Raw genomic sequence first — 11,100 nt, 5'->3', positions numbered from 1 at the left:
GGAAACGACGACCGCCGATGCCCCTGCAGAAGTCGGATCTCTCCGTAGGAGCGATGAAGCCGGTGAAAGTCGGCTGAGCAAAGGGAGAGATGGGTTGAGAAGGAAAGGACATCATCAATTGAGCTTCGTGTTCGCCGACAGCCCGCGAGGGGGTGGCGATGTCGGAGGTTCGGGCGAACCCGAGCGTCGGTCATGGCTACTGCACACAGCGAAGCACAAAACCATGACAAGTTCTTCCACCCGGGCAGCCGATTCAAATCGGCTGCTGGAGGCGGTAGCGTCCGAGGCAAATCTCGCGCGGGCGCTACTGTCCGTTGTACGCAATAAGGGGGCACCGGGGATCGACGGCCAGACGGTTGAGGAGGCCGAAGCGCAAGCTCCGCGTCTGTTGACTGAACTGCGCAGTGTACTGTTGGCGGAACGCTTTTACCCAGGGGATATTCGTCGGGTCTGGATTCCCAAACCCGGTGGAGGTCAGCGCGGTCTGGGCATTCCCAATGTGAGAACGAGGGTGGTTCAACAGGCGGTTCTCCAGATTCTGGAGCCGATATTTGAACCAACCTTCCATCCCAGCAGTCATGGGTTCCGTCGTAATCGTGGTGCTCATACGGCAATTGCTGAAGCGACTGAATATCTGGAAGAGGGCTTTCGGACGGTGGTTGATCTGGATCTGGCGCAATTTTTTGACCGGGTTCATCACCAACGCCTGCTGGATCGAATGAGTCAGCGGGTGGCCGACCGGCGGATTCTCAACCTGATACGACGAATGCTGAAGTCGGCCGTGGTGATGCCGGATGGCACACGTATCGAAGTCGTTGAAGGAACTCCGCAAGGCGGCCCGCTTTCGCCATTTCTATCAAACATCGTTCTCGACGAGTTCGATCAGGAGATGGCGCGGCGCGGGCTACGTTTCGTCCGCTACGCCGATGACGCCAACGTCTTTGTGCGCAGTGAGCGAGCCGGGATCCGTGTCATGGCATCTCTTCGGCGTTTTCTGGAGAAGCGATTGCGCCTTCAGGTCAATGAGGAGAAAAGCGACATCCGGAAACCGGAGCAGGTCCACTTCCTCGGCTTTTGCTTCCGCTGCACAGATGGTGTGTCCTCAATCGAGGTCGCGCTGTCCCGCAAAACGAAGCGTCGACTGCTGACGACTATTCGGGACATGACTCCGCCCAACTGGGGAGATCGATCATGACCTGTATGGCCGACCTTGGTCGATACCTGAACGGATGGTCGGCATATTACCGCCTCTGTACCGCAGAGGTGGCGTCTGAACTGGGGGTCATTGACGCCCACGTTCGCCGTCGGCTCAGGGCGATCATCGTGCGTCAAAAGAAGCGTCCGCGCTTCTTATTCCGGTACCTTTTGTCGCGCGGGGTCAGTCGCAAAGCCGCTGGTGGCACCGCGTATTGCGGAAAAGGGAACTGGGCGAAATCCAATCGACCCGGGATCGTGAGGGCTTACCCTCCTTCATGGTTCCATGGACGACTGATCTCGCTCAAAGCTCGATGGCACGAGCTAAACCCCCCACGGGTCAATGACCAGTTCGTACTGGCACTCTGATATCGACCCAAGGAGCCGGATGCGTGGTCCGCATGTCCGGTTCTGAGAGAGCCGCGGTGGAGTAATCCGCCGCGGCTACTCGACCCCGAGGGCCACTCCCCGGGCGTGCGCCACACTGGCCTACTTTTACTCCGCCCCGTGGCCGACTTTTGCGCCGCCGTTGACAATCCAGCAGCACCTTGATGTGCAGGTGCACGCACAACCAAATCCGGTCTTGTCTCGTCTCTTCGTTTCACAGAGTTGAACTGATGCGGTGGATGCCTCCCTTCACCGGGCATTGTATGATGCTCAATGGCGCCATGGCGGCGCCCGAAGGAGGAGCATATGGCGAATGCACACATGCTGTCGATCGACCTGGCGAAGCGCAGCTTCCAAGTCTGCGCGACTGATCGAGCAGGGTCGTGTGTGGATGCCTCCCAGATTGCAAGGTGATTTTCTGACTTTGCTCGGCAGAGCGCTTCATCGGTCGTGTGTCAGGCCTCTGATGTGGCTTGCTGACGCCACGGGCCGTTATGCAGTTCGAACGATCCGGGCCACATCGGTTCAGCGAGCTTGGTTTGCTCTCGCCCCGAGACTGGTTAGCCGTATCGTGAACATTGAAGTCCTTGCCGCATAGTATCAGTCGATCTCCTTGTCGGGACCGAGGCCCCGAGCGCTATGGCAGTTACGCCATCACGCCAAACGGTAGTCTTCCTCGCGGGTCATCATCGCCCAGATTGTCCGCGCCATTTTGTTCGCCAGTGCGACCGCGACCACCATCCTGGGCCGGCGAGCCATCATGCGGCCCAGCCAGTTGTCGGGGAGAACGCCTTTGCGCACGATCCATCGTATCCTGCTCATCGCACCGACGACGAGAAGTTTGCGAATGTCGCTTTGACCCATTTTGCTCATGGACCCGAGGCGGGATTTTCCGCCCGTTGATCGCTGCTTCGGCACCAGGCCGAGCCATGCCGCAAAGTTCCTGCCACTGGCGAACGTCCGTAGATCTGGTGCAAATGCCATAATCGCACCGGCGGTCACCGGGCCGACGCCCGGCACCGTGCAAAGGCGGCGAAGCTCAACGCTGACCGCCATGGCTTCCCGTAGTCTGAGTGAAAGCTCGTCAATCTTCGCGGACAGGGTGTCGATATGCTCGAGGTAGAGGTCTGCGATCTCCCGGATACTGGAAGGCACGTCGACATCCTCGTCGTCCATGGCTGCGCGGATTTCCTTCAGATGAGGAACCCCTTGGGGGAATACCAGGCCGAACTCGGCCAAGTGTCCTCGTAGCGCGTTGATAGTCTGCGTTCGCTGGCTCACAAAACATTGATGGGTGCGATAGGCCACAGCTCTCGCTTGATGCTCTGCGCTTTTGACCGCAACGAAATGCAGGTTCGGGCGTACAGCAGCTTCAGCAATGGCCGCCGCGTCTGCGGCGTCGTTCTTCTGCCGCTTCACGAAAGGCTTCACGTAGATTGGCGGGATCAACCGAACCTCATGACCTTCTGCGCCGGCAAATCTACCCCAGAAATGGCTCGTCGCGCACGCTTCCATAGCAACGATACAGCAGGGATGCTCCTTGAGCAGTGCCTCCAGCTTAGATCGGGAGATCGTCCGGTTATATAGAACCGACCCTGCTCGATCAGTCGCGCAGACTTGGAAGCTGCGCTTCGCCAGGTCGATCGACAGCATGTGTGCATTCGCCATATGCTCCTCCTTCGGGCGCCGCCATGGCGCCATTGAGCATCATACAATGCCCGGTGAAGGGAGGCATCCACCGCATCAGTTCACGAAGACTGCCGACCTGGCTCGTCGCCACGGGGTATCGGAAGCGACGATCTACAACTGGAAAGCCAAGTATGGCGGTCTGGAGGTTTCGGAGGCCAAGCGATTACGGTCGCTCGAGGACGAGAACGCCAAGCTGAAGCGACTGCTGGCCGAGGCGATGCTGGATAACGCCGGGCTGAAGGATCTTCTCGCAAAAAATTGGTAACGCCCGCTGCCAAGCGAGAGGCGGTCGCTCGTCTCCAGGCGGTTCTGGGGATGAGCGAGCGGCGGGCGTGCCGTGTTATCGGCGCTGATCGGAAGAGCATGCGCTACCGGTCACAGCGAGAAGATGACGCTGACCTTCGGTTGAAGCTGCGTGAGCTTGCGCAGCAGCGCCGTCGGTTTGGCTATCGTCGGCTGCACATTCTGCTGCGGCGTGAGGGCGTGGTGATCAACCGGAAGAAGACACAGCGGCTCTATAGCGAGGAGAAGCTGGCGGTCCGACGCAGGCGCAACCGGCGCCGTGCCATCGGCGCACGAGCACCAGCTCCGGTGCTGGCGCTACCAAACCAGCGATGGAGCCTGGACTTCGTCCATGATCAGCTGGCTACAGGACGGCGGTTCCGAGTGCTCAACATCGTCGACGATGTAACCCGCGAGTGCCTGCGCGCGGTGCCGGACACGTCGATCTCAGGGCGTCGGGTGGTGCGTGAGCTCACCGAGCTGATCGCCGAGCGCGGTAAGCCTGGGATGATTGTCAGCGACAACGGCACCGAGCTGACCTCGAACGCTGTCCTCGCCTGGTGCGGAGAGGTCGGAGTGGAGTGGCACTATATCGCCCCGGGCAAGCCGATGCAGAATGGTTACGTCGAGAGCTTCAACGGTCGGATGCGCGACGAGCTGCTCAACGAGACCCTGTTCCTGAGCCTCGACCATGCCCGGGTGGTGATCGCCGCTTGGGCAGAGGATTACAACCAGGAGAGGCCGCACTCATCCCTTGGATACGAGACCCCAGCGGCCTTCGCCGCTGAATTGAATAAGCAATGGCCTGCTTCGCTACGCCCTACGGGCTCCGCTGCGCAGGCCATTGCTCAACCCGCGCTCATGCGCAACAAAGCTGCCCGGCTCTAATCCCGACTGGAGGAAACCCGGGGGTCACGTCAAAGACACCTGATGTAGTCGCGATCCTCACCGGATGGATACGAAGCAGCGGAACACCGAGGAGGAGAAGGCGGCCATCAAAGAAGGCCGTACACCCGAGCGTTGGAAGGATAACGCTGCGAAGATCCGGCAAAAGGATCGCGATGCCGGCTGGGGCGGCAAATACATAAAGGCGAAGGTCAAGGAAGGCAGGGGACGCCAATGCCTTCAAGCCGGTCGACCTCGCCATCCCGATGTTCGGCTACAAGAACCATATCGGCATCGATCGGCCAGCGCCTGGGCTGGCTCGAGCGTCGAATTGCACCCGCGTGACGCCAAAAGGGCCTGCGCAGCCGCCTCTCCAGCAAAAATCCGCAGATCACCCGCCGAAACCAAGGCTCATACGCCGCTGGTGAGCCTTCACGCCTCCATCATGCCGAAATCAAACGGTTCTTCGAGGTGTCCAACTTCCCGCCGATCGCGTTTGTAGTACCTGCGCTAACCCTCCAAGAACGCGTCGATGTAGCCGTTGTCCGTGGGCTCCCGGAACAGGGGAAGTCATGTACATCCCACAATCCGTTCAACGAAATTTTTTCCGGTTTCATTGCTTCGGGGCATGAAGACCTCCGTGAAGGCGCGAATAGATAATGCGGACCATCCTGCGATCGGTGCACAAATTGCTTGTCGGAGCACACCAGGTATGACGTCCGATGTCTCGCGGGGAAACGAGGCAGGTGCGAAAAAACGAACCTGTCAGGGCTCATGCGAGCACCGATTGTCCCCGACCACTGCTTGAGGGCGATTGCATACCGTAGCGCCAGGCAATCTCGCAGTTCGCTTAGCGTCTTTACCGATAGCACCTCCCCAGGAGCCAATATTCTCACATCAATCACTATTGCATATGGGCATTCTTTGCTGACTTGATCAATAACGGTGGACAAGGACAGATCGACTGCGCAACCACCGCCAGCCGCGTGTTCCAAGGCTTTGTGTTGCGGTATGTCGGTTCCTGTGAAGGGCGACACACGAGCACCTCTCCTCATGATAAAGCGGCTCGCACTGACGATCGAGAAAACAATGCCGATCAAAGCGAATGCAGTATAACCGCAGCGCGCGAGCGGCGGCGCGGTCCTTACAAGCGCTCTTTTTGACCGGATAAGCATTTTACAAACAACGCTAAGCCTAATTAAAATGTGTCTTGAAATTTAATCCAGATCAGGGAGCGCAATCTTGTGCGTTATTCACCAGCTCTCCAATCCTGACAGCAAGTGTCTCAATATTGTACGGCTTGCGAAGGATCGGAAATTCGCGCACGTCTTTCTGGACTGAACTGGGCGGTACTGTAGCCGCTCGCGAGCAGCACGGGCACGCCGTAGGCGTTCGTTATCTCCTGCGCCAATTCCAGACCATTCATACCCGGCATGACGATGTCCGAGAACATCAGGTCCGCCTTGTGCTCTCGCATCATCGCGAGGGCAGCGTCTCCAGTGGGGGCCTCGAAGACATCGCAACCCAGGTCCTGAAACAACTGTCTGGCAAAATAACGAACATGGTCACTGTCCTCGACGACGAGCACCCTTAGGCTGGGCGGCACCATGACGTCTGCCATGCGGGCGCTTTCTATCCGTCTGGGCTTATCGGTCCGCGGGAGCCACATCTCGACCGTCGTGCCAAGCCCTACCTCCGATATAATCTTGGCCGACCCGCCCGACTGCAGGGCGTATCCATGGATTTGGGGAAGACCAAGGCCAGTGCCACTGCCGATCGGTTTGGTCGTGAAGAAGGGTTCGAAAACCCTCTTTAGCGTTTCGGGAGGGATGCCGGGACCCTTGTCGCTGACGGATAGCGTCACTCCTTCACCCTCAGCTCGCGCAACGTTCCTGGTCGCGATGGTAATTTGTCCCCCGTCCGGCATGGCGTCGCGCGCATTCAGGACAGCATTCAGAACTGCGGCTTCAAGACCGGCAGGATCGATCTCAACGAGCCACAGGCCGGAAGCGAGATCCAGCTTTAAATCATATCGAGTACCAAGCGTCCGCTGGATCATCTCTCCAAGTGCATCCATGCGAACAGTCAGATCAAGGACTTCAGGCTCAAGGGGCTGACGGCGGGCAAAGGCAAGCAGCTGCGACGTCAGACTGGTAGCCCGCTCCACTGTTTCGAGCATGATGTTGAGGTACTTCTGACGCTTCTTCGCCGGAAGCTCCGGGTTGCGCAGCATAAAGTCGGTGGATCCGCGCATGACTGTCATAAGGTTGTTGAAGTCGTGCGCAATCCCGCCCGCCATCTGGCCAAGCGCCTGAAGCTTTTGGGACTGAGCGAGTGCTTCCTGCGCCTGCCGAAGCTCCCCTCGGTCTGCCTGCGCTCAGTGATGTCACGGGTGATCTTGGCAAACCCGACCAATTCCCCCGCGTCGTCACGGATGGCGTCGAGGACAGCATTGGCCCAAAAGCGGCTGCCATCCTTGCGGACCCGCCATCCCTCGCTTTCGAAGCGGCCCTCTCGCGCTGCAGTTGCCAAGGCCTGCGCCGGCAGCCCGGTCTCCTGGTCCTCGGGTGTGAAAAACCGGGAAAAATGCTCGCCGATGATCTCGGTGCACGAGTAGCCCTTGATCCGCTGGGCGCCAGCGTTCCAGGTGAGCACTCGCCCGTAAGGATCGAGCATATAGAGAGCGTAATCAGTGACTGCCTGAACAAGCCGTTCGAACGTGTCGGCCGGGAGTTGATCGTGGGATGCCGAGGTCGTCAAAGGAGTGATCCTGTGCAAGTTCATGGCCCCACCACAGACCAAAGTCCATAGCCGGTTATCCCGAAGATGCAACAGAATTTCTCGGCAGTGTCCTCCCGCGTACCGGCTTTAGAGGCTAGAGGGCCGCCTCGATGGCCAAGCGCATGGCTTCAGCAGATGTGCTAACCCCGAGGCGCTTTACCAAGGCAACCCGGTGCATTTTGACCGTCTTCTCCTTCATTCCTAGCTCTTCCCCTATGAGACGATTGCGTTTTCCTTGCGCCATCAGCCGCAGCACGTCTTGCTGGCGTGGAGTAAGCAGAGCGACCCTATCCGCGGCTTCGACTTTCATGTCGCCGCCGCCCTGCGTCTCGACCTCCATCTGGCTTCCAACAAAATAGGCTAGACGTCCATCGTCGTCAAAAAGCGGAGCCACCATGACAGCATTAAGGAACTTGGTGCCATCTTTGCGATAGTTGATCAGTTCGACCATCACCGAGGTTGATGTTGCAACCGCTCTGCCCAGCGCCGCTGACTTGAGTTTCGAGGTCTCTGGACCTGCAAGAATACGGCAATTGCGGCCAAGGAGCTCTTGCTCGGCATATCCTGTCAGTCGCTCGAACGCCTGGTTCGCAGCTACTATGGGATTATCCTTGGCTTTGGGGTCCGTGATGATGGCGGGGATAGGCGAAAACCGGATGGACTGGACAAGGTCCTGTTCGGCATGGGTATGCTTTGTCAAATTTTCCTCATCGGTCACTATGCCCTGTCCGCAGATACACGGGTACGGAACTAACTGCCTTTCTGCGGGCGCTTTTTCGCAGGCGGGGCACCGACAATTGCGGCAAGCGAGAGAAAAGGCAAGCAGCTAACGTCGGCAAGGCAAAGGCTGGATTTTCGCAGATCGCGCGAAACGGATCGCCGCCATGATGATATTTGGCGACCGTGACCGATTGGACCTGGCCGGCGAGCTTTCATATCCTGCGTCTGGTCTTGGGCTTGGCCCGTAGCCACCGGCGCAACCGCGCCGCTGTGTAGCTGTCGATGGCTCGGTATGCCTTGCTCGTGGTTCCAACCGAGAAGTGGTTGCCCATCCTCGCCCTGGCCACAAGGTATGTGGTATCCTGCCATGTACCCACCGCTCGACGCCATAGTCCTCGATATCAGCAAAGTCCTGTCAAAGTCCTGTCCATCCACACCCGGCGCGCTCTTATTGGAGCGACACTCGGCGTAGAGTCACGACATCGACGTGTTCATCAACGCCCCACAGCTGCCTGCCTGCCCCAACCCGGAAACCCGGAATAGATCTGCATGGCAAACGCCAGACCGGCGCGAGCGCATCTTGTAGGGGGTCGGTTTGATCGGGCTGCTGCCTGATAGTCGCGTGGTCGAAGAGGTTCTCTTTGAAAGCGGCGACCACCAAGGGCCCCGGCAAAATGAAGTTTCCACCACAATCGAGAAGAGCATCGGCAACCCGAGAAGAGTAACGTTTCTTACCAAGAGCGTGCCGCGTGGGATCGACAAGAGCGATCACGTCAATCTCATGGCCATAACATTGCGAAGCGCCGGCCCGCTCGAATGAAACCACGGCCCTTTTCACCGATTAAGCTGACATGCTCGTATTTCTCGACTTCGAAGCCTCATCACTCTCCAAACGGAGCTTTCCGATCGAGGTCGGGTGGGTGTTCGAGGACGGCACGAGCGCCGAGTATCTGATCCGGCCCGCTTCCGACTGGACCGACTGGGACGACAGGGCCGCCGCGATCCACGGGATCAGCCGCAGTGACCTTGCAGTGGCGACACCGCACCAAGAAGTCGCCCGCGTTATGGTCGAGCAGCTTGCCGGCCGCGATCTCCTTGCCAGTGCTCCAAGCTGGGACGGCAAATGGCTGAGCGCGCTGTTGCGCGCCGCCGGCTATTCGCGACACACGCTTCGGCTGCGCGACAGCGACGACGCGCTGCGGGAGGTGGCCGAAAGCATCCTCGCCCCGAGGGCGCCGCCCGAATTGCTTGATAACGAGGTCGCCAATGTCCTTGCCCTTGTCGAGCTCCAGGCCCCGGATGGCCCGCCCGCGCATCGCGCGCTCGCAGACGCCCGGGCCGAGCGCGACCGCTGGTGTGCTGTGCGAGACGCCGCGCTCGCTAGGGTCGCGTGGCTTCCCGGTGATGTCCGATAGCGCGCCCACGGCCGGCGGCCATCCCGTGACACCGGATGGGCGCTATTTCGTCGTGCGTGGGCGCCCGTCGTATGTCTGATCCCTCGCTGTCCGTGGAGAAGCAGGCGGAGTTGGTTTCGCAGCTTATGGCTGCGCGACGTGCGGTCGGGATTGCCAGACGCGCCGACGACAAAATTGCAGAGGATGAGGCGCATCAGGCTGTCGATAGGGCCAAACGGGCGCTCGGCGGACGCGGACCCGTGTGGTGGAACGATGGTTCGCCGGACTTCAACCGGCACATGGCGCCCACCACTCCTTATTGGCACTGGTTCGCCGCGCTTGCTTAAAGGCGCACCTCGGCTCGTTGATCCAGGGTCCACCACCGCGATCAGCTGGCCGACTGATCAGCCCGGGTAGCCGGGACGGTAGTGGAGCGTAATACCTACCGACGCGAGCGGGCATCCTCACGCACCCGTCCGGATCCCCTTTCGCCTGTCACCGGATCGTGCGCCGGATCGGGCAGGGCCGCCATGCGCGCTCGCACTGCCTGGCCCGGCGCCTCGCGACAGATGTCCCAGTTTTGCCCTTGCGGATAGGCGCCGACCACCTGAAAGTCCTCGCTCGCCGAGATGCGGCGATGTCCGGTACCAACCGGTAGCAGAGGGCATCGCCTGCCGTCACCTCGACGTGTCGCCCGTCAGGGCCGCCCAGTTCCAGCGTCGCCTTTCCCGAAAACACTCCAAGCGCCTCATGGGCTGTCGAGTGATAGTGGTGGTAATTAAAGACGCCGTCGCGCCAGTCATGCAGCCAGCCATGATCGGCAAACAGAGCCCCGAACGTCTCGGCCAGATCCTTGCCCTCTCCTTCCAGCGCACCGTGATAAACGACAACAGGCAACCGGTCATTGTTGGGGACCCAGCCGTTCTGCGTCAGCAGAATGCTCTCAACCTTCATCGGGGTCGTCCTTCCTCGCGCGTTTCCGCTTCGGCTTGTCGGCAAGTTCAATCCACACCGGTGCGTGGTCGCTGGTCTTCTCCCACCCACGGACATGCGCATCGACCCTCGCATCAGCCAACCGGTCGGCGAGCGCCGGGCTCAGCAACAGATGGTCGATCCTCAGGCCCGCGTTTCGGCCATAGGCGTTCCGGAAGTAATCCCAGAACGTATAGATGACCTCGTCCGGATGGAGCGTGCGGAGCGCATCGGTCCATCCCTGGTCCAGCAGCCGGAAATAGGCTGCCCTCACTTCCGGTGCGAACAGCGCGTCATCGAGCCAGCGCTCGGGCTTGTAGACGTCGAGATCGGTCGGCATGACGTTGAAGTCGCCGGCGAGCATCACCGGCAGCCCGCTTTCGAGCAGCGCCGCGGCATGGTCGATCAACCTGTCGAACCAGCGCAGCTTGTAGTCGAATTTGGGGCCGGGACGCGGATTACCATTCGGTAGATACAGCCCGCCGATCAGGATGCCATTGACGGCCGCCTCGATATAGCGGCGCTGGCCAGGGTCGGGGTCGTCGGGCAGCCCTCGCCGTGTCTCATGGATCTCTCCGACCCGGCTCAGCAGCGCCACACCATTCCAGGATTTCTGGCCATGCCATATGGCGTCATAGCCAAGGTCACGGATCGCGCTTTCGGGAAAGCGCTCCTGCGGCGCTTTCAGCTCCTGCAGCACGACCACATCGGGCTCGGCTTCCTCGAGCCAGCGCAGCAGTACGGGGAGCCGCCCGTTGACGCCGTTCACGTTGTAGGTGGCGATCTTCACTGTGCC

12 protein-coding genes and 1 pseudogene are annotated in these 11,100 nt (G+C 60.0%); 7 read left to right on the top strand and 6 right to left on the bottom strand.

Features of this window, described 5'->3' with window-relative positions; genetic code table 11:
- The first annotated feature begins 127 nt into the window (after positions 1-127).
- Complete coding sequence (gene ltrA / locus KZO24_RS30475; protein ID WP_486488455.1) at positions 128-1,195, top strand: group II intron reverse transcriptase/maturase; 1,068 nt, start codon at positions 128-130, stop codon at positions 1,193-1,195.
- Entirely contained in the window at positions 1,192-1,563 is a 372-nt protein-coding gene (locus KZO24_RS30470; RefSeq protein WP_486488059.1) for a group II intron maturase-specific domain-containing protein, read from the top strand. The genes ltrA and KZO24_RS30470 overlap by 4 nt, the downstream gene beginning before the upstream one ends.
- Positions 1,564-2,235: 672 nt before the next feature.
- Here KZO24_RS30470 and KZO24_RS30465 read toward each other — a convergent pair.
- Positions 2,236-3,249: an IS110 family RNA-guided transposase gene (locus KZO24_RS30465; RefSeq protein WP_486488058.1), complete on the bottom strand. Its 1,014-nt coding sequence runs from the start codon at positions 3,247-3,249 to the stop codon at positions 2,236-2,238.
- A gap of 46 nt (positions 3,250-3,295) precedes the next feature.
- Here KZO24_RS30465 and KZO24_RS30460 point away from each other — a divergent pair.
- Together KZO24_RS30460 and KZO24_RS30455 are read left to right on the top strand one after the other, a co-directional pair.
- Positions 3,296-4,440 (top strand): IS3 family transposase gene (locus KZO24_RS30460; protein WP_486488057.1). Its coding sequence is split into 2 segments (ribosomal slippage): positions 3,296-3,521 and positions 3,521-4,440, totalling 1,146 coding nucleotides; the frame shifts between segments, so codons are not numbered across the junction.
- Between the two features lie 73 nt (positions 4,441-4,513).
- Positions 4,514-4,808, top strand: a pseudogene (locus KZO24_RS30455) (IS5/IS1182 family transposase); the annotation flags it as partial.
- A gap of 914 nt (positions 4,809-5,722) precedes the next feature.
- On the opposite strand, the gene KZO24_RS30450 reads toward KZO24_RS30455, so the two are convergent.
- The 3 genes from KZO24_RS30450 to KZO24_RS30440 all read right to left on the bottom strand — a co-directional run bounded on the left by KZO24_RS30450 (position 5,723) and on the right by KZO24_RS30440 (position 7,936).
- Entirely contained in the window at positions 5,723-6,736 is a 1,014-nt protein-coding gene (locus KZO24_RS30450; protein WP_486488056.1) for an ATP-binding protein, read from the bottom strand.
- The gene (locus tag KZO24_RS30445; protein ID WP_486488055.1) at positions 6,697-7,197 is read right to left on the bottom strand and encodes a PAS domain-containing protein; all 501 of its coding nucleotides are present in this window, start codon (positions 7,195-7,197) and stop codon (positions 6,697-6,699) included. The genes KZO24_RS30450 and KZO24_RS30445 overlap by 40 nt, the downstream gene beginning before the upstream one ends.
- Before the next feature lie 115 nt (positions 7,198-7,312).
- Positions 7,313-7,936 carry a PAS domain-containing protein gene (locus tag KZO24_RS30440; protein ID WP_486488054.1) on the bottom strand — a complete coding sequence of 208 codons (624 nt, stop codon included), beginning with the start codon at positions 7,934-7,936 and terminating at the stop codon, positions 7,313-7,315.
- A 597-nt stretch (positions 7,937-8,533) separates the two neighbouring features.
- On the opposite strand from KZO24_RS30440, the gene KZO24_RS30435 reads away from it, so the two are divergent.
- The 3 genes from KZO24_RS30435 (at position 8,534) to KZO24_RS30425 (ending at position 9,679) form a co-directional block, all read left to right on the top strand.
- Positions 8,534-8,758: an SRPBCC family protein gene (locus KZO24_RS30435; RefSeq protein WP_486488053.1), complete on the top strand. Its 225-nt coding sequence runs from the start codon at positions 8,534-8,536 to the stop codon at positions 8,756-8,758.
- Between the two features lie 31 nt (positions 8,759-8,789).
- Positions 8,790-9,353: a 3'-5' exonuclease gene (locus KZO24_RS30430; RefSeq protein ID WP_486488052.1), complete on the top strand. Its 564-nt coding sequence runs from the start codon at positions 8,790-8,792 to the stop codon at positions 9,351-9,353.
- Positions 9,354-9,424: 71 nt separating this feature from the next.
- Positions 9,425-9,679 carry a hypothetical protein gene (locus KZO24_RS30425; RefSeq protein ID WP_486488051.1) on the top strand — a complete coding sequence of 85 codons (255 nt, stop codon included), beginning with the start codon at positions 9,425-9,427 and terminating at the stop codon, positions 9,677-9,679.
- 148 nt (positions 9,680-9,827) lie between these two features.
- On the opposite strand, the gene KZO24_RS30420 is transcribed toward KZO24_RS30425, so the two are convergent.
- Together KZO24_RS30420 and xth are read right to left on the bottom strand one after the other, a co-directional pair.
- Entirely contained in the window at positions 9,828-10,286 is a 459-nt protein-coding gene (locus KZO24_RS30420) for a cupin (protein ID WP_486488050.1), read from the bottom strand.
- On the bottom strand, positions 10,276-11,094 hold the full coding sequence (gene xth, locus KZO24_RS30415) for an exodeoxyribonuclease III (RefSeq protein ID WP_486488049.1): 819 nt from the start codon (positions 11,092-11,094) through the stop codon (positions 10,276-10,278). Before xth ends, KZO24_RS30420 begins: the two co-directional genes overlap by 11 nt.
- Positions 11,095-11,100 lie beyond the last annotated feature (6 nt).

This window comes from Novosphingobium sp. NFX11 (assembly GCF_057376415.1).
Note: the sequence above shows the minus strand (reverse complement) of the source record. Positions and strands in the feature narration are given on the sequence as shown.